This window comes from Pseudomonas sp. Irchel 3F6 (assembly GCF_900187595.1).
Lineage (GTDB): Bacteria > Pseudomonadota > Gammaproteobacteria > Pseudomonadales > Pseudomonadaceae > Aquipseudomonas > Aquipseudomonas siliginis.
Genome location: NZ_FYDP01000003.1, coordinates 229,307 through 253,099, shown reverse-complemented (window position 1 = coordinate 253,099; position 23,793 = coordinate 229,307). Strand labels below are relative to the sequence as shown.

The window sequence follows — 23,793 nt, the reverse complement described above, 5'->3', positions numbered from 1 at the left end:
TCGTATGCAATGGAATCTTGAGCACCTGCGGGTATTTGTCGACGTCGCCGAACAGCGATCGTTCTCCGCCGTGGCACGTCGACAACGCAAGGCGCAATCGGCGATCAGCAGTGCTGTCGCGATGCTCGAAGAGGATTTGCGCGTGAGCCTGTTCGAGCGCAGCAGTGGCCGTCAGCCCAGTCTCACCGAGGCGGGCGAGGCATTGCTGGAAGAGGCGCGGGAAGTGTTGCGCCAGTGCGAGCGCCTCAACGGCCGCGCGATGGCCATGCTGCGCGGCCAGGAGGCGCAGTTGCGGGTGGCTCAGGACGAGGCGATGCCGTATCAGGCGCTGGTGGAAAGTTTCGGCGAACTGGCCGAGCAGTTTCCCAGCCTGGAAGTGCAACTGACCAGCGCCGCCCAAGGCGAAGTCGCGCGCAAACTGGTCGAACGTCGCGCCGACCTCGGCCTGCTGTTCTATCACGATGAAATCCCCGAAGCCCTTGAGCGCCGCGTACTGGGTCGAGTGGAAATGGTCACGGTCTGTGGCGTCAATCATCCGCTGGCGCAGCATTCCTATGTGACCTGCCAGCAACTGGCGCAGCACCGGCAATTGCTGATGTCGACGCAGACCAGCGTCTATCCCGGCAACGAGCCGGCCAGCCCACAGGTGTGGCGCGCCGACAGCTTTTACGTAATGTCCGAATGGCTGGTGCGCGATCTCGGCTGGGCTTGGTTGCCGCGCCACGTTGTGCAGTACTCGGCGTATCAAGGCCAGATGATTGAGCTCGACAGCGAATGGACGCCGCCAGCGCTGGTGGTGGAACTGGTCTGGCGCCGCGACGAACCGCTCGGCCCGGCCGCGCGCTGGCTGGCGGAACGTTTTGCCGTGCACTTGCGGGCGATCGGCGACAAAAGCCGATAAACTCCGCCGCCATGAATAGAACTCTCTACACCGCGCTGTTTTACTTGGGGCTGCCATTGGTGGCGATTCGACTATGGCTGCGTGCGCGCAAGGCGCCGGCGTATGCCAAACGCATTGGCGAGCGCTTTACTTATGGCATGCCGACGTTGCAGCCCGGTGGCATCTGGGTGCACGCGGTGTCGGTCGGCGAAAGCATTGCCGCCGCGCCGATGATCCGCGCGCTGCTGGAACGCTACCCGACGCTGCCGATCACCGTGACCTGCATGACCCCGACCGGTTCGGAGCGGATTCAGGCACTGTTCGCCAACGAGGCGCGCATTCAACACTGCTATCTGCCGTATGACTTGCCTTGTGCGGCGGCGCGTTTTCTTGATCGCGTACAGCCCAGGCTTGCAGTGATCATGGAGACCGAGCTGTGGCCTAACCATATTCATCAATGTGCCAAGCGCGGGATTCCGGTGGCGTTGGCCAATGGGCGGTTGTCGCAGCGTTCCGCCAAAGGCTATGGCCGCTTCAGCAAACTCACTGCGCCGATGCTCGCCGAGATGAGTTTGCTGGCCGTGCAGACCGCAGCCGAGGCCCAGCGCTTCCGCGATCTTGGCGCACGTCCGGAAACTGTCGAGGTCACCGGTTCGATCAAGTTCGACCTGACCATCGACCCGCAACTGTTGCAGCGTGCAGCCGAACTGCGCAGCCGGTGGCAGGCGCAGGATCGCCCGGTATGGATCGCTGCGAGCACCCACGAAGGCGAAGACGAAGTGGTGCTCGAAGCCCATCGTCGTTTGCTGGGCAGTCATCCCGATGCGTTGCTGATTCTGGTGCCGCGTCATCCCGAGCGTTTCAATTCGGTGTTCGACTTGTGCCAGCGCGAAGGTTTCGCCACGGTACGTCGCTCGACCGGGGCCAATGTCGATGCGCAAACGAGCGTGCTGCTCGGCGACACCATGGGTGAGTTGCTGTTTCTCTATGCCCTGGCCGACAGCGCATTTGTCGGCGGCAGTCTGGTGCCGAACGGCGGGCACAACCTGCTCGAACCCGCCGCGCTGGCGAAACCGGTACTCAGCGGCCCACACCTGTTCAACTTCCTCGACATCGCCGCGCAATTGCGCGAAGCCGGGGCGTTGGCCGAAGTGGATGATGCCGAAGGGCTCGCAGTCGAGGTGCAGCGCTTGTTCGAACTGCCACGTGATGCGCAGCGCATGGCCGAGGCCGGGCTGGCGGTGATGCGCCGTAATCAGGGCGCGTTGCAGCGCTTGCTGGATGGCTTGGCGCGGCTGATCCAATAGTCGCCTGGAATATCAGGGTGGCGAGGGGATTCATCCCCGCTGGGTTGCGAAGCGGCCCAAAAACCATTCAGCGCGGTCATTCAGTCAGATCTGACAAGCAGGATTCACGACTGCTGCGCAGCCGGACGGGGATAAATCCCCTCACCACAGGGATTCATCCCCGCTGGGTTGCGAAGCAGCCCCAAAACCATTCAACGCGGTGATTCAGTCAGATCTGGCAAGCAGGATTTACGACTGCTGCGCAGCCGATCGGGGATAAATCCCCTCACCACAGGGATTCATCCCCGCTGGGTTGCGAAGCAGCCACAAGACCATTCAACGCGGTGATTCAGTCAGATCTGGCAAGCAGGATTTACGACTGCTGCGCAGCCGGACGGGGATAAATCCCCTCACCACATGGGATTCATTCCAGATTGTTTATGGCCGGGGCCTTTGGCTGGATGGTCTGGCGCGGCTGATCCAATAGTCGCCTGGAATATTACTGTGGTGAGGGGATTTATCCCCGTTGGGTTGCGAAGCAGCCCCAAAACCATTCAGCGCGTTGATTCAGTTAGATCTGGCAAGTCGGATTTACGACTGCTGCGCAGCCGGACGGGGATAAATCCCCTCACCACAGGGATTCATCCCCGCTGGGTTGCGAAGCAGCCCCAAAACCATTCAACACGGTGATTCAGTTAGATCTGGCAACTCGGATTTACGACTGCTGCGCAGCCGGACGGGGATAAATCCCCTCGCCACAGGAATTCATCCCCGCTGGGTTGCGAAGCAGCCCCGAAACCATTCAGCGCGGTGATTCAGTTAGATCCGGCAAGTCGGATTTACGACTGCTGCGCAGCCGGACGGGGATAAATCCCCTCACCACAGGGATTCATCCCCGCTGGGTTGCGAAGCAGCCCCAAAACCATTCAGCGCGGTGATTCAGTCAGATCTGGCAAGCAGGATTTACGACTGCTGCGCAGCCGATCGGGGATAAATCCCCTCACCACAGGGGATTCATCCAGATTGTTTAAGGCCGGGCCTTGAGCTGCGCCTCGGCCGCCGACGCCAGATCCGGCGGCAGGAAATCCTTGTCCGGGTTGTAGTCGGCTTTCAGATAACGCCGCAGGTCTTCCAGGTCACCCGGGTTCAGCGTCCCCGCCGCCTGCTTCAGGCGCAGGTTGTCGAGGATGTAGTCGTAGCGGGTGTTGTTGTAGTTGCGCACCGAGGTGTACAGCTGGCGCTGCGCGTCGAGCACGTCGACGATGTTGCGTGTGCCGACCTGATAACCGATTTCCGTGGCTTCCACCGCGCTCTGGTTGGAGATGATCGACTGGCGGCGCGCCTGCACCTGCTCGACGTCGGTGTTCACCGCGCGGTGCAGATTGCGGGTGTTTTCCACCACTTGCCGGCGCAGCGATTCGCGCTGCTGTTCGCTCTGATCCAGTTGCGCATAGGACTGGCGCACTTGCGAACTGGTCAGCCCGCCGCTGTAGATCGGGATGTTCAGTTGCAGGCCCAGCGTGCTCTGCTCGACGTTGCCGCCATAAGGCGCGCCGAACGAGTTGGGGTTGGCGAAGCCGAGGGCGTCGTTGTCGCCTTTCTCGTATTTCGCCACGGCGTCGAGGGTCGGCAAGTGGCCGGCCTTGCGCTGCTTGAGCGTCTGTTCGGCGGAGCTGACCGCGTAGTTGCTGGCGAGCAGATTGAGGTTCTGCCGCGCCGCCGTGTCGACCCAGGATTTCGCATCGTTGGGCGCCGGCGGCAGGATCGGCAGCGTATGAACGATGCCCTGAATCGAGTTGTACTGACGGTTGGTCAGGGTGATCAACGCCTGGAACGCATCATCGACCTGACGCTGGGCGACGATGCGGTTGGCTCGCGCGGTGTCGTAACTGGCTTGCGATTGCAGCACGTCAGTCTTATCCGAGAGGCCGACATCGAAGCGCTCGTTGGACTGATCGAGCTGACGTTTGAACGCCGCTTCTTCAGCCTTGGTCGAGGCCAGATTGTCCTGGCTGCGCAGCACGTTGAAGTAGCTTTCGGCCGATTGCAGGATCAGGTTCTGTTCGGTCGCCGACAGCTGCAGCGCGGCCTGCTCGTTGACGTCCTTGGCTGCTTGATACTGGAACCAGCGATCGGCGCGGAACAGCGGCTGCGCGAGTGTCGCCTGGTAGGAATGCGCGCTGCGGTTGGCGATGGCCGAAGGCTGGTCGATCGAGGTGCGCACGTCGGCGACTTCGGCGCCACCGGACAGGTTCGGCAGCAGACCGGCGCGAGCCTGCGGCACCACTTCTTTCTGCGCGCCATACTGGGCGCGGGCCGCCGCGAGGTCGGCGTTATTGTCGACCGCTTCCTGATAGACGCTGACCAGATCGGTTTTGGTCGACAAGGGTGCTTCCGCTGCCCAGGCCATTGTGTTGGACGCACAGGACACGGCAACAGCCAATGAAAGTTTGCGCAGCATGAGGCGATCCCTAGCATGAATATTATGGAAGTAATCCGGGCGCCAAAGGTAAGGCGCAGCCCGCACAGCGTCAAGGCTGAGCAGGCCCAGCGAGTGTAGTTGCGCATTGCTCCGGCAACAATCGGCCAGCCTGGGTATTTACGCCATTCATCATGGCGTTCGCTGCGGTGTTGGCGTTCCTTGATGGTTGTGTCTAGACTGGCCGGGTTCTTGTCGGGGTGCCTTGCTATGAGGCTGAGATCGAATAATTTCGGATCCCGTTGAACCTGATCAGGTTAGCGCCTGCGTAGGGAACAAGATTTCTCGTCACCCGGCGAGTCCTCTTGTGCTTCGTCCGGGATATTGTTCGACAATCGAACGCTCATGACGAATGCACAGCACCGGTCCTGGTGCGTCCGTGCCTTTCAGGTTCTGCTCCGACAATCCACTGCTGGATGCTGTCTGGAGAGCCCGTGATGACAACAAAAGAAAAAAACGCGATCAACCTGAGTGACTCGGCCAAGGTCGACGAGCAATCGGTCAAGCCGTTCACCCGTTCGCAAAAAATCTACGTTCAGGGCTCGCGCCCGGACATCCGCGTGCCGATGCGCGAAATCAGCCTCGATGTAACCCCGACCGATTTCGGCGGCGAGATCAATGCGCCGGTCACGGTCTACGACACTTCCGGCCCGTACACCGATCCGAACGTGGTCATCGATGTGCGCAAAGGCCTTGGCGATGTGCGTTCAGCGTGGATCGATGACCGTGGCGATACCGAGCGCCTGCCGGGCCTGAGCTCGAACTTCGGCCAGCAGCGTCTGGCCGATGCCGAACTGACCAAACTGCGCTTCGCTCACGTCAACAACCCGCGCCGCGCCAAGGCCGGGGCCAACGTCAGCCAGATGCACTACGCGCGCAAAGGCATCATCACCGCCGAGATGGAATACGTCGCCATCCGCGAAAACATGAAGCTGCAAGAGGCCCGTGCAGCCGGCCTGCTCAAGCAGCAACATGCCGGCCACAGCTTCGGCGCAAGCATTCCGCAAGAAATCACCCCTGAATTCGTCCGCGAAGAAATCGCTCGCGGCCGCGCGATCATTCCCGCCAACATCAACCACGTCGAACTGGAACCGATGATCATCGGCCGTAACTTCCTGGTGAAGATCAACGGCAACATCGGCAACAGCGCCCTGGGTTCTTCGATCGAAGAAGAAGTGGCGAAACTGACCTGGGGCATTCGCTGGGGCTCGGACACGGTGATGGACCTGTCCACCGGCAAACACATTCACGAAACCCGCGAGTGGATCATCCGCAACTCGCCGGTGCCGATCGGTACCGTGCCGATCTATCAGGCGCTGGAGAAGGTCAACGGCGTCGCTGAAGACCTGACCTGGGAGTTGTTCCGCGACACCCTGATCGAACAGGCCGAGCAGGGCGTCGACTACTTCACCATTCACGCCGGCGTGCTCCTGCGCTACGTACCGCTGACTGCCAAACGCGTCACCGGCATCGTCTCCCGTGGCGGTTCGATCATGGCCAAGTGGTGCCTGGCGCACCACAAAGAGAACTTCCTCTACACCCACTTCGACGAAATCTGCGAAATCATGAAGGCCTACGACGTCAGCTTCTCGCTGGGCGATGGCCTGCGTCCGGGCTCGATTGCCGACGCCAACGACGAAGCGCAATTCGGCGAACTGGAAACCCTCGGCGAGCTGACCAAAATCGCCTGGAAACATGACGTGCAATGCATGATCGAAGGCCCGGGCCACGTGCCGATGCAATTGATCAAAGAGAACATGGACAAGCAGCTCGAATGCTGCGACGAGGCGCCGTTCTACACCCTCGGCCCGCTGACTACCGACATTGCTCCGGGCTATGACCACATCACCTCGGGTATCGGCGCGGCGATGATCGGCTGGTTCGGTTGCGCGATGCTCTGCTACGTGACGCCGAAGGAGCACTTGGGCCTGCCGAACAAGGATGACGTGAAGACCGGGATCATCACTTACAAGATCGCCGCCCACGCAGCGGACCTGGCCAAGGGACACCCGGGCGCGCAGATTCGTGATAACGCACTGAGCAAGGCGCGTTTCGAATTCCGCTGGGAAGACCAGTTCAACCTCGGCCTGGATCCGGACACCGCGCGCTCCTATCACGACGAAACCCTGCCGAAGGACTCGGCCAAGGTCGCGCACTTCTGCTCAATGTGCGGGCCGAAATTCTGCTCGATGAAGATCACCCAGGAAGTCCGTGAATACGCAGCCAACCAACGCATCGATGCGGTCGACGTGGACGTCGCCAAAGGACTCGCGGAACAGGCCGAGCGGTTCAAGAAGGAAGGCAGTCAGCTGTACAAGAAAGTTTGACCCCGTACTGATCGTTCCCACGCTCCGCGTGGGAATGCAGCCCGTGACGCTCCGCGTCACTGGACGCGGAGCGTCCCGAGAGGCATTCCCACGCAGAGCGTGGGAACGATCACACCAAATGTCCCTTTGAGATAACACCCTTGAGCATTCAACCCGGCACTTATTCCCCCGACCTCGCCGTCCCCGCTGAAAAGCGTGTGTTCGGCGGGCGCGATCTGTTTTCCCTGTGGTTCTCCCTCGGCATCGGCCTGATGGTTTTGCAGACCGGCGCATTGCTCGCGCCGGGTCTGGGTCTGTCCGGTTCTTTGCTGGCCATCTTCCTCGGCACGCTGGTCGGCGTGCTGTTGCTGGCTGCTGTCGGCGTGATCGGCAGCGACACCGGCCTGTCATCGATGGCGGCGCTGAAGCTCAGCCTCGGCAGCAAAGGCGCGAGCCTGCCGGCGCTGCTCAATCTGCTGCAACTGATCGGCTGGGGCTCGTTCGAAATCATCGTCATGCGCGACGCCGCCAGTCTGCTCGGCAGCCGCGTCTTCAGCGAAGGTTCGCTGTGGGCCAATCCGATTCTGTGGACGCTGTTCTTCGGTGCGCTGGCGACCTTGCTCGCGGTGAGCGGGCCGTTGACGTTCGTGCGGCAGATTCTGCGCAAGTGGGGCATCTGGCTGTTGCTCGCCGCGTGCCTGTGGCTGACCTGGAACCTGTTCGCCAAAGCCGACCTCGCGGCGCTGTGGGCGCGCGCCGGTGACGGTTCGATGCCGTTTGCCGTGGGCTTCGACATTGCCATCGCCATGCCGCTGTCATGGCTGCCGCTGATTGCCGACTACTCGCGTTTCGGCAAACGCGCGAAGAATGTTTTCGGTGGCACGGCTGTGGGTTTCTTCATCGGTAACTTCTGGCTGATGAGCCTTGGCGTGGCCTACACCCTGGCGTTCGCGCCGAGCGGTGAAGTCAATGCGTTGCTGCTGGCCTTGGCTGGCGCCGGTCTGGGCATTCCGCTGTTGCTGATTCTGCTCGACGAGTCGGAAAACGCTTTTGCCGACATTCACTCGGCGGCGGTATCGAGCGGGATTCTGTTGCGTCTGAAAGTCGAGCATCTGGCCTTGGCCATCGGCGTGATCTGCACGCTGATCGCACTGCTGGCGCCGTTGGCGCAGTACCAGAATTTCCTGCTGTTGATCGGCTCGGTGTTCGCGCCGCTGTTCGGCGTGGTGCTGGTGGATCACTTCATTCTGCGCAAACGCAGTGCTCAGGTCGCGTCAGCCGCATTGCGCTGGCCGGCGTTGCTGGCGTGGCTGGGTGGTGTGAGCACCTACCACTTGCTGGCGAATCTGTATCCGGATGTCGGCGCAACCCTGCCGGCGCTGGTGCTGGCAGGATTGCTTCAACTGGTGCTGGGCCGGGCCTTCAGTTACGGCCGGGAAACAGCTCAGGCTTGAGAATGCCGTTCAGGCGCGGGTAAGGAATCTTCAGTTCGACGTGGCCCAGCGCATAAGGCGCGATGGTGGTCACGTCGTACTTGAGGATCACGCCACCATAGGTCAGCGCCACGTGCGGGGTTTTCACGAACGGCCAGTTCGCGACGAATTCCGCCTCCTGATCGAGTTTGGTACTGATCAGCCAACTGTTGTGCGCCACTTGCGCGGCTTTCCAGAACGCCTCTTCCTGCCCCGGCAGCAACATGTCGGACAGGTTCAGCACCTTGTGCTGCTGGCGCGAATAGTTGATGAAACCGCGACCCGGCGTGCCGTGGGCGCCGCCGGTGTCGAGGTAGCTCGACAGCTCGATGATCACCAGTCCGTCATGCTGCTCGCGTACTTTCGCTTGCAGATAGCTGCTGTTGCGCGGGCCGGCGCTGGCGAGGAACTGCTCGCGGTAGGCGGCCAGGGTTGGCGCTACCGGCGCGTTCTTCTCGGTGCGGGTCATTTGCAGCAAACGTTTTTCGATGATGCCATCCAGCGCCGGTTCGTCCGGGAAGCGCAGGGTGTCGATGTTCACCAGCGGGCAATCGGGGTTGGAACAGCCGGGTTTGAGTTGTTCCGAGGCGTCGCGGGTGGTTTCCAGCGGCGTGCGATAGTTGGGCTGGAACAGGCTGGCACAAGCGCCCAGAGTCAGGGCAATAGCGGCCACAGAGGCAATTTTGAAAAGCGACATGGGCGTCCTTTCGAAAGCAGGGGAAGGCGAAAAAGTTACCGCTTCGACTCTCAACGGAGCAGTCAGTTCGCCACTAAGCTGATTAGAGTGTGTTTCACCGTCACCGTCCATCCCGCTGACGGTAAAGGGGCTGCATCAAACGGTGCGGGCGCGTTAGGATGGCGCGAAGTCGAGGTTGCCGGTTGTACACAGCAACCTCGTAATGGATGTGCAGTAAAGAGGAAGATTATGACTGACTTTGCCAACGCCATTCCGACCGCCGTCGATATCGTGCGGCGCGAAAGATGCTACGAGGGCTTTTACAAGCTTGACCGTGTGCACCTGCGCCATGAGTTGTTCGCCGGTGGCATGAGCCGCGAAATCAATCGTGAAATCTTCGTGCGCCACGATGCCGTGTGCGTCCTGCCTTACGATCCGCAGCGCGATGAAGTGGTGTTGATCGAGCAGTTTCGTGTCGGCGCCATGGGCAAGGCCGACAACCCGTGGCTGGTCGAACTGGTCGCCGGTCTGATCGACAAGGATGAGCAACCGGAAGAAGTTGCTCACCGCGAGGCGCAGGAGGAAGCTGGGCTGGACATCAAGGCGTTGTGGCCGATGACCAAGTATTTCCCCTCGCCGGGTGGCAGCAACGAATTCGTGCATTTGTATCTGGGGCGTTGCAGCACCGACGGTGTCGGCGGGCTGCACGGGCTGGAAGAAGAGGCCGAAGACATTCGCGTAACGGTCTGGGCATTCGAAGATGCCTTGCAGGCGGTCCGCGACGGTCGTATTGCCAACGCGGCGAGCATCATCGCCTTGCAGTGGCTGGCGCTCAACCGCGCCGAAGTGAGGGGGCTATGGTCGTAAACAAGCTGCGCGATCGTTATCGGGTTGACCTCGTAGGGCTGCAAGCCGCCTGCGAGGCCAACTACGCGCGCCTGATGCGACTGCTGCCGGACATGCGCAACGAACCCGAAGCGCGGCGTATCGCCGTGACCCAGGGCGAGCAGATGCTTGGCGTGCTCGCTCTCGAGGTGTTGCAGACCTGCCCGTACACCACGACCTTGCAGGTGCGCCAGGAGCACAGCCTGCCGTGGTTGCCGGTGCCGCAACTGGAAGTGCAGGTCTATCACGACGCGCGCATGGCCGAAGTGGTCAGCGCCGAGCATGCACGACGCTTTCGCGGCATCTATCCTTATCCGAACGCCGCCATGCACCAGCCCGATGAAAAGGCCCAGCTCAATGTGTTTCTGGGCGAATGGCTGAGTCATTGCCTGGCGTTGGGGCACGAGTACGAAGTCGTTCGCTAGTTGTGAACTGCGTCCGCTTCGGCGGTTTCCCCTTTGTGTCATCCCCCAGCATAATTGCCGCACCCATCCATTGCGTGCTTAGCCCCGGGAGAGCGCCTTGCCCAGCGTATCGACATTGACCAGCGCCGACCCGGCGCTGCTGGTGCAGTTGTCCGACAGCCACCTGTTCGCCGAGGCGGACGGCACGCTGCTGGGCATGAAGACCCGCGAGAGCCTGCAAAGGGTCATCGACCTGGTGTTGGCGCAACAGGCGCAGATCGACCTGGTGCTGGCCACCGGCGATATTTCCCAGGACGGCACGCTGCAGTCGTACCAGGCATTCCGCCAACTGAGCGCGCAGATCAGTGCACCCGCGCGCTGGATTCCCGGCAATCACGACGAGCCGATGGTCATGGCCGAGGCGGCGGTGCAAAGCACGCTCCTGGAGCCGGTGATCGATATCGGCAATTGGCGGGTGACGATGCTGGATTCGGCGGTGCCGGGTTCGGTGCCGGGCTATCTGCAGGATGATCAATTGCAACTGCTCGCACGCGCGCTGAGCGAAGCGCCGGAGCGCCATCATCTGGTGTGCCTGCATCATCACCCGGTGTCGATCGGCTGCGCGTGGATGGAGCCGATCGGCTTGCGCAACCCGGAAGCGTTCTTTGAAGTGCTGGATCGCTTCCCGCAGGTTCGCGCGGTGTTGTGGGGGCATGTGCATCAGCAAATCGATCGCGAACGCAATGGCGTGCGTTTGATGGCTTCGCCTTCGACGTGCATCCAGTTCGAGCCGGGGAGTGCGGATTTCAAGGTCGGTGAGCAGGCGCCGGGGTATCGCTGGCTGCGATTGTTGCCGGACGGGAAACTGGAAACGGGCGTCGAAAGAGTCACCGACTTCGAGTTCACAGTCGATTACGGCTCCAACGGTTACTGAGACCTCCGTGTAGGAGCTGCCGAAGGCTGCGATCTGTTGATTTTCGCTTTAAAAGACAAGATCAAAAGATCGCAGCCTTCGGCAGCTCCTACAGGTGCATTTGTATGGCCCATCCAATGCAGACTCCCTGTAAACTCCGCTATCTTTCGCCGACAGCCAGGGAGCTCAAATGTCCGGTTCGATCCTCTATATCCACGGTTTCAACAGCGCGCCGGCCTCGAAGAAGGCCTGTCAGCTGGTCGCGGTCATGGAGCAGCTGGGTTTGAGCGGGCAATTGCGCGTGCCGGCGCTGCATCACCATCCGCGTGAAGCCATCGGTCAGCTCGAGCAGGCAATCGCCGAGCTGGGCCGGCCGTTGCTGGTGGGAAGTTCGCTCGGCGGCTACTATGCGACTCACCTGGCCGAGCGCCATGGCCTGAAAGCCCTGCTGGTCAACCCGGCGGTCAGCCCGCACCGGATGTTCGATGGTTATCTGGGCACGCAGCAGAACCTCTACACCGATGAAACCTGGGAACTGACCCACGACCACGTCACGGCGCTGGCCGAACTGGAAGTGCCACCACCGCAGGATCCGCAGCGTTATCAGGTCTGGTTGCAAACCGGCGACGAAACGCTGGATTATCGCCTCGCCCAACAGTATTACCGCGCCTGTGCCTTGCGCATCCAGGCTGGCGGCGACCACAGTTTCCAGGGCTTTGCCGGGCAATTGCCGGCGTTGCTGAGTTTTGCCGGCATGGCTGCCGATATGTACCAGGCAATCGATTTCACCACGCTGTGAAGTCTTGCCCCTCTTTCATGAATGACTGACGACGAGACCTTATGGCCACTCCCAGCGCTAGTTCTTATAACGCCGACGCCATCGAAGTCCTCTCGGGCCTCGACCCGGTGCGCAAACGCCCCGGCATGTACACCGACACCAGTCGGCCGAACCACCTCGCCCAGGAAGTCATCGACAACAGCGTCGACGAAGCCCTGGCCGGCCACGCCAAATCGGTGCAGGTCATCCTGCACGCCGACCATTCGCTGGAAGTCAGCGACGACGGCCGTGGCATGCCGGTCGACATTCACCCGGAAGAGGGTGTGTCCGGCGTCGAACTGATCCTCACCAAGCTGCATGCGGGCGGCAAGTTCTCCAACAAGAACTACCAGTTCTCCGGCGGCTTGCACGGTGTGGGTATTTCCGTGGTCAACGCGCTGTCGACCGAAGTGCGCGTACGGGTCAAACGTGACGGCAACGAATACCAGATGACCTTCAAGGACGGCTTCAAGGCCTCCGAGCTGGAAATCGTCGGCACCGTCGGCAAGCGCAACACCGGCACCAGCGTGTACTTCGCGCCGGACCCGAAATACTTCGACTCACCGAAATTCTCCATCAGCCGCCTCAAGCATGTGCTCAAGGCCAAGGCTGTGTTGTGCCCGGGCTTGCTGGTCAGCTTCGAAGACAAAGGCACCGGCGAGAAAGTCGAGTGGCATTACGAAGATGGCCTGCGCTCCTACCTGGTCGATGCGGTCAGCGAATTCGAACGTCTGCCGAACGAGCCGTTCTGCGGCGCTTTCGCCGGTAATAAAGAAGCGGTCGACTGGGCACTGTTGTGGCTGCCGGAAGGTGGCGACGCGGTGCAGGAAAGCTACGTCAACCTGATCCCGACCGCCCAGGGCGGTACGCACGTCAACGGTCTGCGTCAGGGCCTGCTCGATGCGATGCGCGAGTTCTGCGAGTTCCGCAGCCTGCTGCCGCGCGGCGTGAAGCTGGCGCCGGAAGACGTCTGGGAGCGCATCGCTTTTGTCTTGTCGATGAAGATGCAGGAACCGCAATTCTCCGGCCAGACCAAAGAGCGTCTGTCTTCCCGTGAAGCAGCGGCGTTCGTCTCCGGTGTGGTTAAAGACGCTTTCAGCCTGTGGCTCAACGCCAACCCGGAAACCGGTCTGGCCCTGGCCGAATTGGCGATCAACAACGCCGGTCGCCGTCTCAAGGCGAGCAAGAAAGTCGAGCGCAAACGCGTCACCCAAGGTCCGGCGCTGCCGGGCAAACTGGCTGACTGCGCCGGGCAGGACCCGATGCGTTCCGAGCTGTTCCTGGTCGAGGGTGACTCCGCCGGCGGTTCGGCCAAACAGGCGCGGGACAAGGAGTTCCAGGCGATCCTGCCGTTGCGCGGCAAGATCCTCAACACCTGGGAAGTCGACGGCAGCGAAGTGCTCGCCAGCCAGGAAGTGCATAACATCGCCGTGGCCATCGGCGTCGATCCGGGCGCGGCGGACATGAGCCAGCTGCGCTACGGCAAGATCTGCATCCTCGCCGACGCCGACTCCGACGGTCTGCACATTGCGACTTTGCTGTGTGCGCTGTTCGTCCAGCATTTCCGCCCGTTGGTGGATGCCGGTCACGTCTACGTGGCGATGCCGCCGCTGTACCGCATCGACCTCGGCAAAGAGATCTACTACGCCCTCGACGAAGCCGAGCGCGACGGCATTCTCGATCGCCTGGTGGCCGAAAAGAAACGCGGCAAGCCGCAGGTCACCCGATTCAAAGGTCTGGGTGAAATGAACCCGCCGCAGTTGCGTGAAACCACCATGGACCCGAACACCCGGCGTCTGGTGCAGTTGACGCTGGGCGAAGACTTCGCCGAAACCTCGGAAATGATGGATATGCTGCTGGCGAAGAAACGCGCCGGTGACCGCAAGACCTGGCTCGAATCCAAAGGCAACCTCGCCGAGGTGCTGGCCTGATGCAGTTTGGCTGGGCCTTGGCGGGTGCGTTGCTGCTGAGTGCGCTGAGCGTGTCGGCCGAGCCGCTGCAACAATTGCGGCTGCTTTCCGAACACCCGGTCGAAGGCATGCGCGGCGGTAACCTGTCGGGTCTGGCCATGTGCGGCAATGAGCTGTGGACGGTTTCCGATCGCGATGACGAGCAGATCTATCGGCTCGATACCCGCGATCCGGTCTGGCAGGCGCAAACCGTGCACATCGACGTGCCGCCCGTGCCCGAGAGCGGCTTGCCGTGGGGCTTGAGCTCGCGCACTTGGGCGGCGTCGTTCATTCGCGGGGGCGAACTGGATTTCGAAGGCATCAGTTGCGACAGCGCTGGCAATCGCTACATCGTCAGCGAAGCCCATGCGGCGGTGTTGCAGGTGCCGGTCAGTGGCCCGGCGAACTGGCTGAAAATCTCGCCGCTGCTGGTTCGCGAAGCGCGGGCGAGCGGCCTGTTGCTGAAGTTCAATTCGATCTTCGAAGGCCTGGCGATCAACCCGGCCGGTGATCAGATATGGCTGGCCGCCGAACGGCAAAAGCGCGGCCTGCTGCTGATCAAGCGCCAGCAGACGGTGTGGGATTGTGACGGTCGCTGCGTGCTGCTCAGTGAGGGCGGCAAGGAGATGCAGCCGCCACAGTTTCCCAAGGCGAAAGCGGTTCATCGCGACTTTTCCGACATTTCCTTGTTCAACGGCAAGCTGTTTACCCTTGAGCGCAACGCTTTCGAGATCTGCCGTCGCGATGCACAGACGGCCAAGGTCGAGCAATGCTGGTCGTATGCTGGCGAACTGTTGCAGGAAAATCGCCGTTACTCTCAGAACTACGGACTGGAAGAAGCGCTGATCATTGATGCCGAAGGTGCGTGGATCGGCGTCGACAACAATTTTGGCCCACGTGCTGATGGCGAAGTCCGCCCGGTGGTCTGGCGCTTCGCCGCGCCGGACGGTGGCTGGAGTGCCAGGCCATGAGCCAGCAACCGCCGGGCAAGCGTGCCGGTCGGGTGTTGATGATCCTCGCCTGGTGCGCGGCGCTGTTTCTCGCGACGCGGTTTTTCGGTCAGTGGGAGCAGCGCCAGCAGAATCCGAACATCGTGGTTACGTCGGAGCAGGGCGAAGGTTTTATCGAAGTGAAACTGGCGAGCAATGCCCAAGGGCATTTTGTCGCCAGCGGCCAGATCAACGGCGAGCCGGTGGAGTTCATGCTCGACACCGGCGCGACCGATGTGGCGATCCCGGCGGATCTGGCCAAGCGTTTGAAGCTGCAAGAAGGTTTCGGCGTGACCCTGAGCACGGCCAATGGCCTGAGCCAGGGCTATCGAACGAAGATTGCCCGCCTGCAACTGGGCGACATCGTGCTGCGGGATGTCCGTGCACTGGTGGCGCCGGGGCTGCATGGCGACCAGGTGCTGCTCGGCATGAGCGCCCTGAACAAACTTGAATTTACCCAGCGCGGTGGCACCATGCTGCTGCGCCAGACAACGAACCGATGAGGCCCGCATGAGCGACTCCCTTGATCTCAGCCTGGATGGTGTAGAACGCCGCTCGCTGGCTGACTTCACCGAAAATGCCTACCTCAACTACTCCATGTACGTGATCATGGACCGCGCCTTGCCGCATATCGGCGACGGCCTGAAGCCGGTACAGCGGCGTATCGTCTACGCCATGAGCGAACTGGGGCTGGACGCTGATTCCAAGCACAAGAAATCGGCGCGTACCGTCGGTGACGTGCTCGGCAAGTTCCACCCCCACGGCGATTCGGCGTGCTACGAAGCGATGGTGCTGATGGCGCAGCCGTTCAGCTATCGCTACACGCTGGTCGACGGCCAGGGCAACTGGGGTGCGCCGGACGATCCGAAGTCCTTCGCCGCCATGCGTTACACCGAAGCGCGGCTGTCGCGCTATTCCGAAGTGCTGCTCAGCGAACTGGGCCAGGGCACCGCGGACTGGGGGCCGAACTTCGACGGCACCCTGCAGGAGCCGCTGGTGTTGCCGGCGCGCCTGCCGAACATTCTGCTCAACGGCACCACCGGTATCGCCGTGGGCATGGCCACCGATGTGCCGCCGCACAACCTGCGTGAAGTCGCCACCGCCTGCGTGCGCTTGCTGGATGAGCCGAAAGCCACGGTCGAACAGCTCTGCGAACACATTCAGGGTCCGGATTATCCGACCGAAGCGGAAATCATCACGCCGCGCGCCGACCTGCTGAAGATGTACGAAACTGGCAAGGGCTCGGTGCGTATGCGCGCCGTGTACCACGTCGAGGACGGCGACATCATCGTCACCGCGCTGCCGCATCAGGTCTCCGGCGCCAAGGTGCTGGAGCAGATCGCCGCGCTGATGCAGGCCAAACCGTCGAAAGCGCCGCAGATCGCCGATCTACGTGACGAATCCGACCATGAAAACCCGTGCCGCATCGTGATCATCCCGGTCAACAGCCGCGTCGATCACGAAGCGCTGATGCAGCACCTGTTCGCCAGCACCGAGCTGGAGTCGACCTACCGGGTCAACGTCAACATCATCGGTCTGGACGGCAAGCCGCAGCTGAAAAACCTCCGTGCGCTGCTGGTCGAATGGCTGGAATTCCGCGTGCTGACCGTGCGTCGCCGCCTGCAATTCCGCCTCGACAAGGTCGAGCGTCGCCTGCACCTGTTGGACGGTTTGCTGATCGCCTACCTCAACCTGGATGAAGTGATCCACATCATCCGCACCGAGGAACACCCGAAAGCCAAGCTCATCGAGCGTTTCGCCCTCAGCGAGATCCAGGCCGACTACATTCTCGACACCCGTCTGCGTCAGTTGGCGCGGCTGGAAGAAATGAAGCTGCGCGACGAGCAGGACGAACTGCTCAAGGAGCAAGCCAAGCTGCAAGCCCTGCTGGGCAGCGAAGCCAAGCTGAAGAAACTGGTGCGTACCGAGCTGCTCAAAGACGCCGAAACCTACGGCGACGACCGCCGCTCGCCAATCGTCGAGCGCGCCGAAGCCAAGGCGCTGAGCGAGCACGATCTGCTGCCGAACGAGAAAGTCACCGTCGTGCTGTCGGAAAAAGGCTGGGTGCGTTCGGCCAAGGGCCACGACATCGACGCTACCGGTTTGTCGTACAAGGCCGGCGATGGCTTCAAGACCTCGGCGGCGGGGCGCTCCAACCAGTTTGCCGTGTTCATCGATTCCACCGGTCGCAGCTACTCGGTTGCCGCGCATACCTTGCCGTCGGCCCGTGGCCAGGGCGAACCCTTGACCGGCCGTCTGACGCCGCCACCGGGCGCTTCGTTCGAATGCGTGCTGATGCCCGAAGACGATGCGCTGTACGTGATTGCGTCCGATGCCGGTTACGGCTTCGTGGTCAAAGGCGAAGACCTGCAAGCGAAGAACAAGGCCGGCAAGGCCCTGTTGAGCCTGCCGAACAACGCCAAGGTCATCGCGCCGCGCCCTGTGGCCGATCGTGAGCAGAACTGGCTGGCCTCGGTCACGACCGAAGGTCGCCTGCTGATCTTCAAAATCAGCGATCTGCCACAATTAGGTAAGGGCAAAGGCAACAAGATCATCGGTATATCCGGTGAACGCGTGGCCAGTCGCGAAGAATATGTCACGGACATCGCCGTCCTGCCGGAAGGCGCCACCCTGGTATTGCAGGCTGGCAAACGGACCCTGTCGCTGAAAGCCGACGACCTCGAGCACTACAAAGGTGAGCGTGGACGGCGCGGAAACAAACTTCCGCGGGGCTTCCAGAGAGTGGATGCGCTGCTCGTCGAAAACCTCAATTAGGCGAGAACGCCTTCCTAGAGCGTTCGATCTGCGATTAAACGCGTAGATCGACGCTTTGGCGCTGGAGTCGGAACGCATATTCACGGATGATATGGCCTTTCAAGCGCCGGCGTGGCCGAGCGTTCTTCATATTTATTGAGTATTTTCACTGTGGTCAGCCTTGTGGCGGCCACCTGGACGGGATGATGACTGCTCTACGCCCCCTTATTTTGTTGCTCGCCGGCGTTCTTGGCCTGGCGGGTTGCAGCGTTCACCAGCCGGTGTCGCTGTACCAACTGGACAGCGGAAGTCCGGTTCAGCCTGCGCAAAGCGCAGGCATGGCGGTTTTGCTGGGGCCGGTAGTTGTTGCCGATTACCTGCAACGCGAAACCCTGCTGCAACGTCAACCCGACGGCAGCCTGCAAGCGGCGACCGACGGTCGTTGGGCTGGCAGCCTTTCGTCGGATATCGATCAACTGCTGATGCGTCAGGTCGCCGGTCACCTGGACAGTCAGCGTGTGGTGCTGGCGCCTGCTACTGCCGGATTCACGCCGGATGTGCAGGTTCTGCTGACCATCACCCGTCTGGATTCCGGGGCGAAACAACCGGCGATTCTCGATGCGCAATGGCGTTTGATCGATCGTCGCGGCAAGGTGCGCGATAACCGCATCATTCACCTGCAGGAAACGCACGCCGGCAGCACCGCGTCCCAGGTGCAGGCACAAGGGGTTCTGTTGCAGCGTCTGGCCGAGCAGTTGTCGGTGGCGCTCAAGCCACTGGCCAACCAGCCGCCCGTGGCCGAGGCACCGCGTAAAGCCGCGCCGAAACCCGCAGCGCCGGCTGCGGATGCCGAGAAGCAGCCGAAGATCCCGATGGCCTCGCCGATTCGTACCGATATGGAAGTGTTTCGCTTCTGAGGCTGGAACGAGCCAGAACAGAGCCCGCCTAGTGCGGGCTTTGTTGTGTCTGGGGGTGGGGTGGAAGATCAAAAGCCCCTCACCCTAGCCCTCTCCCGGAGGGAGAGGGGACCGACTGAGGTGTCGGGCGTCTTACGTCGACCTGAGAGATCTTGGCGATTATGGATTCACAGCCAAACGTGCATGTCGATGTAACTCTCGAATATCCCCCAATCTGTTCCCTCTCCCTCTGGGGGAGGGCTAGGGTGAGGGGCTTTTCAGGAATGCACTCGAATCCAATAACGCCGCGCACAAAAAAGCCCGCAGACAATCACTCGTCTGCGGGCTTTTGCGTATCTGGCCTAAGCCTTACGCCCGGCGCTCATGCATCCGCGCCAGTTGCCGTTCGAGCATCGACGGATAAGGCTCCATCAACCGTTCTACACAGCAAGCGCCTTCAGGGCTGGCGATCGGCCGGATCCGCGCACGCTGGCGGATCAGCGTGTCATCGCTGATCTTGCGCTCGACCAGCAGCAGATTGCGGCTGTGTTGCGACAAGGCCAGTGCATCCTGGGCCGAATCGGTCAGCAGCAGATCAATCTGGCTCAGACCGAACAACTCATCGCCCAAGGTCAGGCCCAGCTGCAATTGCAGGGTGATGCCGCTGTCTGCGACCTCGATCTGCAATTGGTGGCCGAGTGCACGCAGCAGTTCGCCGCAGCAGATGGCATTGGTCAGGTAATCGTCGCCGCAGTCTTCGGTGTGGAACAGCAACAGCGTGCTGCCATCGTTGAGGGTTTCGATTTCGCCCTGATACAGCGACGCGGCCTGCTCGAGGCAGTCGCGATAGCGTTCCTGCAATTCTTCCAGACGTGCGCGAGGCAAACGACGCAATTGTTCCTGCGAGCCCAGTTGCACGGCCAGTACGGCGGTGTGCTGTGGCACGTCAGGGCTCGGTTTGCGCGTGAGCGGTTGGGCGGCGCCGTTCAGCGATTCGTCGCGCAGGTCGGCGAAAGCGTCATCGTCATCATCGTCTTCGACGGTGCTGACCAGGTGACGCGGCGCCGGTTTCTTCGCGGCCAGCGGGCGGCTTTCGTCGAAGCTCGGATCGCGCAGGTTACGCACCTCGAATTCCGGCTCGTCTTCTTCCTCGGCGAATTCCGGCTCGGGTTCGGGCTCAGGCTCCGGTTCCGGGGCGTAGCTGGCGTGCAGCTGGCGCGCCAGATCGCCGATTTCATCCTGGCGATCGATGCCCGGTGTATGCGCGTCGATGCGGCGCAGCCACACGCGCAATTGCAGCAACGGCGTCGACAGATAGCGGCCCATGCGCAGACTCAGAGCCAATGACAGCGCCAGCAGAATTGCGCTCAGAATGCCCATGCTTTGCAGGCTGATGGTCATCGGCTGCTGGAACTGATCCATGTCCAGGCTGATGCGCAGTTGCCCGGCAGTCACGTCCTGGAAAGTGATCTTGCTCTCGTACATGCCCTCGGCTTCGCCCAGCAGGCTGTGCTTGGGACGCTGACCGGACTCGGCGAGGATGCGGTTGTCCACACTGTAGATTGCCGCGTGGGCGACCAGTTTGTTCTTGGTGAGGTTGTTGAGCAGCACGTTGAGGCTGAGGATGTCGTTGGACACCAGCAGCTCGGTGGCGGAGGTGGCGGTCTGCGTGGTCAGGCTTTCGCCCAGCGCATCGGCCTGCTCGTGCATGGCCTGCTTGAATTGCAGCCCCATCACCCCGGCATAGATCACCAGGGCCAGAGCGACCAGGATCACGTTGTGGCTGGCAATGCGCAATGCAATCGGTACACGGCGATGGCGCAGTGCACGGAAGATCAGCAGGAAGAAGTTATCGGTTTTGACTGGCGTGGGCCGGTTCACTTGAGCTCGGCTCTTTGTCCGTGAAGTTGACGCGCAGTATAGCGACAGGCCCCAGACCGGCAAAGCGCTCGCGGTGCCCGATGGTCACTGAAAGTGGGTAGAATGCGGTTTTTTTCCAGTTGCGGGGGTGCGCGTTGCGCGAAATCGTCCTGATTAACATCACGGGAGTCGACCGTCCCGGTCTGACAGCGGCCATCACCGGTGTTCTGGCACAAGGTGGTGTGAACATTCTCGACATCGGTCAGGCGGTGATCCACGACACCCTGTCGTTCGGCATCCTGGTTGAAATTCCCGATTCCGAACAAGGCAAGTCGGTGCTCAAGGACATCCTGTTCAAGGGCTACGAACTGGATCAGCAAGTGCGTTTCACCCCGGTGTCCGAAGAGGATTACCAGCAGTGGGTGGGCAATCAGGGCAAGAAACGCCATATCGTTACCCTGCTGACGCGCAAAGTCACCGCCGGCCAATTGCAGGCGGTCAGCGCGATCACCGCCAAATATGGCTTGAACATCGACCATATCGACCGTCTGTCGGGGCGCATGCCGCTGGACACGCCGGCCGACAAGGGCAAGGGTTGCATCGAGTTTTCCGTGCGCGGTGAGGCCGCCGATCCGCAGGCCTTGCGCGCCGAATTCCTCAGCGTTGCCCAGGAATTGAACGTCGATATCGCCTTCCAGGAAGATTCGCTGTTCCGCCGTAACCGCCGCCTGGCGGTGTTCGACATGGACTCGACGCTGATCGAAGCGGAGGTCATCGATGAGCTGGCCAAGGCAGCCGGTGTGGGTGAACTGGTGTCCGCAATCACCGAGCGCGCGATGGCCGGTGAACTGGATTTCCGCGCCAGCTTCAAGGAGCGTCTGGCGCTGCTCAAGGGCCTCGACGTCAGCGTGCTCGACTCGATCGGCGCCTCGCTGCGCCTGACCGAAGGCGCTGAAACCCTGTTCGCCGAACTCAAGCGCCTTGGCTACAAAACCGCCATCCTGTCCGGCGGCTTCACTTATTTCGCCAAGCAGCTGCAAGCCAGGCTGGGCATCGACTACGTGTTCGCCAACGAGCTGGAAGTGGTCGACGGCAAGTGCACCGGCGTGGCGATCGAGCCGATTGTCGATGCGCAGCGCAAGGCTGATCTGCTCAAGGAGCTGGCGCACAAGGAAGGGCTGCGTCTGGAGCAGACCATTGCCGTCGGCGACGGCGCCAACGACTTGCCGATGCTGGCGATTGCCGGGCTGGGCGTGGCGTTCCGCGCCAAACCGTTGGTCAAGCAGTCGGCGAAGCAGGCGATTTCAACGCTGGGGCTGGATGGTGTGTTGTATCTGCTGGGTTTCCGGGATCGTGACGGGCAGCTCTGAGATCTCCATAAGCTGATCTGGCCTCTTCGCGAGCAGGCTCGCTCCCACAGGAAATCTCATTCCAGTGTGGGAGCGAGCCTGCTCGCGAAGGCCGCGCCTCGGTCTAGAGCGAATTCCACAACGAATCAAAATCCTCCTCACCTCCGCCATTCTGCGCAGGATCCAGCGAGCGGTAGGCGAACTGGTTGAAGCTGTGCGTACTCGCCACCCGCCGATCCAGCCCGGCGCGGTGTTCTTCGCCCTGGGTGTTGATCAACACCTTGTTGCCTTCCTGGAACGGCAGGCGCGGCGCAAGCACGGTGGCCGGCACATCGATCGCACTGATCTCCGGCAACAGCAAACCGCGCAGATAATGGCTGTGATCGTCCTTGGAACGAACCAGTTGCAGCCCGCACGGCTGCGCGTGTGGCGCGACCAGTTCAATGCCCATCTGTGTGCCGCTGCCGCGCACCTGGCGAATCCAGCGAATCACCGCAATGCTCCAGCCTTTGCTCTCGCTGTCCTGAATGCCGAGCATTTCCCCGGCCTGCAATTCCGCCGGCACCTCGCTCGGCCAGGCCAGGCAATAGCCGCCGGGGCTATGGTTGATCACCGGCAAGGCGTAAGTCGGATAGTTCGGCGCATTGTCGCGGCCTTCGTCCTCGCCTAATTGGTCGTACTGGATTTCCTCGTATGGCAACAGCTCATCGTTGCCTTGCGGTGCGGCGTCGAACGCTTGACTCCAGCTGTCCTTTTCGCCGTTGGCCACCACGCTGCTGAAATTTGCCGCGCGGGCACCGGGATGTTTGAGCAACTCGCTGAAGGTGCGCTCGCCGCCGAGGTAGAAGTGCAGGGCGCTCATGCCGACGCACACGGTCAATGTGCCCTGGCCGGCGCTGCGCTGAAAACTGCGTTCGGCAGCCTGGCCCCAGGTCGCGTGCAGATGTTGCAGGGTATCGATGCTGAGACCGGCGGAAACAGGCAGGGGGGGCGAAGTCGGCTGCTGCAGCAGGTGCGTTTCGAGCTGCTTGACCAAGGGCTGCGGGTCGAAGCCCAGGAGCGCGCTCTGTTGTTCACTGCGAAACATTTTGCGGTAGCGCGGGCCGACATCGAGTTCCGGACTGACCGCAAACAAGCCGTCGTCGGCGCTATCGGGATGCAGCTTGAGCAGGGCGCTCCATGGCTCGATCACCTCGGCCAGACGAGCAATCTGGCTCTGGCGTAATTGATTGCAACGGGCACTGCCCAATAGCAGTGCGGCGATGTAGGTCTGTTCGACGCTCAGTTCGCTGGTCAAAAACGTCAGATCATCGCGCAGCCGCCGTTGTTGCAGCTGCAATTGCGCCGCGCTGCGATACAGCTGATGCAATTCGAACCACACGTGTTCCGGCGGTGAACTGTACAGCTGCGTGGCGCGCACCAGTTGCGCCTTGAGGGCATGCGCGGCGCGTTGCAAGGCGGTGCCGACCAACGTCGCGCGATCCTTGCTGTATTTGGGCAGGATGCGCAGAACGATCTGTTTATAGCCGATGGCCAACTGACCTTGCAGCGCCTGACACAGGTTGCTGACTTTGCGCGAACGCTCGTCGAGCATGATCGCCTGATGCAGAAAATGCCGTTCCAGATGCTGGCAGACGAAATACACCTCGGGCCGCAGCAGCTCAAGCAATTGCAGGCGATTGTCGCTGGGAGTGAGCAACAGGTTCAGTTCGCCGAGGCCTTGATACAGCAGGCGGGCGGTTTCGCCGATGTTGGCTTTGGGCAGGCTGGCGATCCAGCGCTTGAGGTCGCGCGGGCTGGCGTCGCAGAACGACAGGCGTGTTTGCGTGGGAGTCGGAGCGCGCAGCTTGGGAGAAAAGTTGGTCTGGCTCATGAGCA

At 61.6% G+C, this 23,793-nt stretch carries 18 protein-coding genes and 1 riboswitch; of the genes, 14 read left to right on the top strand and 4 right to left on the bottom strand.

The features are described 5' to 3' along the window. Positions 1-4: 4 nt before the first annotated feature. Positions 5-901 (top strand): LysR family transcriptional regulator, encoded by an 897-nt coding sequence (locus CKW30_RS12785; protein ID WP_095180982.1) that lies wholly within the window; start codon positions 5-7, stop codon positions 899-901. An 11-nt stretch (positions 902-912) separates the two neighbouring features. Then, a complete protein-coding gene (waaA, locus tag CKW30_RS12780) occupies positions 913-2,187 on the top strand; it encodes a lipid IV(A) 3-deoxy-D-manno-octulosonic acid transferase (RefSeq protein WP_095180981.1) in 1,275 nt (424 codons plus the stop codon). Between the two features lie 1,006 nt (positions 2,188-3,193). Here waaA and CKW30_RS12775 read toward each other — a convergent pair. After that, the gene (locus CKW30_RS12775; RefSeq protein WP_016771977.1) at positions 3,194-4,627 is read right to left on the bottom strand and encodes a TolC family outer membrane protein; all 1,434 of its coding nucleotides are present in this window, start codon (positions 4,625-4,627) and stop codon (positions 3,194-3,196) included. A 204-nt stretch (positions 4,628-4,831) separates the two neighbouring features. After that, positions 4,832-4,937, top strand: a riboswitch (TPP riboswitch). 145 nt (positions 4,938-5,082) lie between these two features. Here CKW30_RS12775 and thiC point away from each other — a divergent pair. Further along, on the top strand, positions 5,083-6,972 hold the full coding sequence (gene thiC, locus CKW30_RS12770; RefSeq protein WP_095180980.1) for a phosphomethylpyrimidine synthase ThiC: 1,890 nt from the start codon (positions 5,083-5,085) through the stop codon (positions 6,970-6,972). A 140-nt stretch (positions 6,973-7,112) separates the two neighbouring features. Continuing rightward, entirely contained in the window at positions 7,113-8,405 is a 1,293-nt protein-coding gene (gene cytX / locus CKW30_RS12765) for a putative hydroxymethylpyrimidine transporter CytX (protein WP_095180979.1), read from the top strand. Here the strand turns inward: cytX and CKW30_RS12760 are convergent. Further along, positions 8,374-9,120, bottom strand: coding sequence for an RsiV family protein (locus CKW30_RS12760; protein ID WP_016771974.1), 747 nt, complete (start codon positions 9,118-9,120; stop codon positions 8,374-8,376). The genes cytX and CKW30_RS12760 overlap by 32 nt on opposite strands. A gap of 228 nt (positions 9,121-9,348) precedes the next feature. Here CKW30_RS12760 and CKW30_RS12755 point away from each other — a divergent pair, with 228 nt between their 5' ends. The 9 genes from CKW30_RS12755 (at position 9,349) to CKW30_RS12715 (ending at position 18,727) form a co-directional block, all read left to right on the top strand. Beyond that, a complete protein-coding gene (locus tag CKW30_RS12755) occupies positions 9,349-9,966 on the top strand; it encodes an NUDIX domain-containing protein (RefSeq protein WP_095180978.1) in 618 nt (205 codons plus the stop codon). Then, entirely contained in the window at positions 9,957-10,409 is a 453-nt protein-coding gene (locus CKW30_RS12750) for a DUF1249 domain-containing protein (RefSeq protein ID WP_016771972.1), read from the top strand. Before CKW30_RS12755 ends, CKW30_RS12750 begins: the two co-directional genes overlap by 10 nt. Before the next feature lie 97 nt (positions 10,410-10,506). After that, positions 10,507-11,322, top strand: coding sequence for a 3',5'-cyclic-AMP phosphodiesterase (gene cpdA, locus CKW30_RS12745; protein ID WP_095180977.1), 816 nt, complete (start codon positions 10,507-10,509; stop codon positions 11,320-11,322). Positions 11,323-11,491: 169 nt separating this feature from the next. Then, complete coding sequence (locus CKW30_RS12740) at positions 11,492-12,100, top strand: YqiA/YcfP family alpha/beta fold hydrolase (RefSeq protein ID WP_095180976.1); 609 nt, start codon at positions 11,492-11,494, stop codon at positions 12,098-12,100. Positions 12,101-12,141: 41 nt separating this feature from the next. Then, positions 12,142-14,049, top strand: a complete 1,908-nt coding sequence (gene parE, locus CKW30_RS12735) for a DNA topoisomerase IV subunit B (RefSeq protein ID WP_095180975.1) — start codon at positions 12,142-12,144, stop codon at positions 14,047-14,049. After that, positions 14,049-15,038, top strand: a complete 990-nt coding sequence (locus tag CKW30_RS12730) for an esterase-like activity of phytase family protein (protein ID WP_095180974.1) — start codon at positions 14,049-14,051, stop codon at positions 15,036-15,038. The genes parE and CKW30_RS12730 overlap by 1 nt, the downstream gene beginning before the upstream one ends. Beyond that, positions 15,035-15,559 carry a TIGR02281 family clan AA aspartic protease gene (locus tag CKW30_RS12725; RefSeq protein WP_071174225.1) on the top strand — a complete coding sequence of 175 codons (525 nt, stop codon included), beginning with the start codon at positions 15,035-15,037 and terminating at the stop codon, positions 15,557-15,559. Before CKW30_RS12730 ends, CKW30_RS12725 begins: the two co-directional genes overlap by 4 nt. 7 nt (positions 15,560-15,566) lie before the next feature. Next, positions 15,567-17,831: a DNA topoisomerase IV subunit A gene (parC, locus tag CKW30_RS12720; protein ID WP_024011349.1), complete on the top strand. Its 2,265-nt coding sequence runs from the start codon at positions 15,567-15,569 to the stop codon at positions 17,829-17,831. Positions 17,832-18,016: 185 nt separating this feature from the next. Then, positions 18,017-18,727, top strand: coding sequence for a membrane integrity-associated transporter subunit PqiC (locus CKW30_RS12715; protein ID WP_024011350.1), 711 nt, complete (start codon positions 18,017-18,019; stop codon positions 18,725-18,727). A 348-nt stretch (positions 18,728-19,075) separates the two neighbouring features. Here CKW30_RS12715 and CKW30_RS12710 read toward each other — a convergent pair whose 3' ends face one another. After that, complete coding sequence (locus CKW30_RS12710; RefSeq protein WP_095180973.1) at positions 19,076-20,587, bottom strand: AhpA/YtjB family protein; 1,512 nt, start codon at positions 20,585-20,587, stop codon at positions 19,076-19,078. 134 nt (positions 20,588-20,721) lie between these two features. Here CKW30_RS12710 and serB point away from each other — a divergent pair, with 134 nt between their 5' ends. After that, the gene (gene serB, locus CKW30_RS12705) at positions 20,722-21,936 is read left to right on the top strand and encodes a phosphoserine phosphatase SerB (RefSeq protein WP_095180972.1); all 1,215 of its coding nucleotides are present in this window, start codon (positions 20,722-20,724) and stop codon (positions 21,934-21,936) included. Between the two features lie 103 nt (positions 21,937-22,039). On the opposite strand, the gene CKW30_RS12700 is transcribed toward serB, so the two are convergent. Further along, positions 22,040-23,788, bottom strand: coding sequence for a molecular chaperone (locus CKW30_RS12700; protein ID WP_095180971.1), 1,749 nt, complete (start codon positions 23,786-23,788; stop codon positions 22,040-22,042). Positions 23,789-23,793 lie beyond the last annotated feature (5 nt).

Excerpts from the sequence above, each read along its gene's own strand:
- CKW30_RS12740 (WP_095180976.1), top strand. The coding sequence starts at position 11,492 with ATGTCCGGTTCGATCCTCTATATCCACGGTTTCAACAGCGCGCCGGCC.
- parE (WP_095180975.1), top strand. The coding sequence starts at position 12,142 with ATGGCCACTCCCAGCGCTAGTTCTTATAACGCCGACGCCATCGAAGTC.
- CKW30_RS12775 (WP_016771977.1), bottom strand. The coding sequence starts at position 4,627 with ATGCTGCGCAAACTTTCATTGGCTGTTGCCGTGTCCTGTGCGTCCAAC.
- CKW30_RS12730 (WP_095180974.1), top strand. The coding sequence starts at position 14,049 with ATGCAGTTTGGCTGGGCCTTGGCGGGTGCGTTGCTGCTGAGTGCGCTG.
- thiC (WP_095180980.1), top strand. The coding sequence starts at position 5,083 with ATGACAACAAAAGAAAAAAACGCGATCAACCTGAGTGACTCGGCCAAG.
- CKW30_RS12755 (WP_095180978.1), top strand. The coding sequence starts at position 9,349 with ATGACTGACTTTGCCAACGCCATTCCGACCGCCGTCGATATCGTGCGG.
- waaA (WP_095180981.1), top strand. The coding sequence starts at position 913 with ATGAATAGAACTCTCTACACCGCGCTGTTTTACTTGGGGCTGCCATTG.
- CKW30_RS12700 (WP_095180971.1), bottom strand. The coding sequence starts at position 23,788 with ATGAGCCAGACCAACTTTTCTCCCAAGCTGCGCGCTCCGACTCCCACG.
- CKW30_RS12760 (WP_016771974.1), bottom strand. The coding sequence starts at position 9,120 with ATGTCGCTTTTCAAAATTGCCTCTGTGGCCGCTATTGCCCTGACTCTG.
- CKW30_RS12785 (WP_095180982.1), top strand. The coding sequence starts at position 5 with ATGCAATGGAATCTTGAGCACCTGCGGGTATTTGTCGACGTCGCCGAA.
- CKW30_RS12725 (WP_071174225.1), top strand. The coding sequence starts at position 15,035 with ATGAGCCAGCAACCGCCGGGCAAGCGTGCCGGTCGGGTGTTGATGATC.
- parC (WP_024011349.1), top strand. The coding sequence starts at position 15,567 with ATGAGCGACTCCCTTGATCTCAGCCTGGATGGTGTAGAACGCCGCTCG.
- CKW30_RS12715 (WP_024011350.1), top strand. The coding sequence starts at position 18,017 with ATGACTGCTCTACGCCCCCTTATTTTGTTGCTCGCCGGCGTTCTTGGC.
- CKW30_RS12750 (WP_016771972.1), top strand. The coding sequence starts at position 9,957 with ATGGTCGTAAACAAGCTGCGCGATCGTTATCGGGTTGACCTCGTAGGG.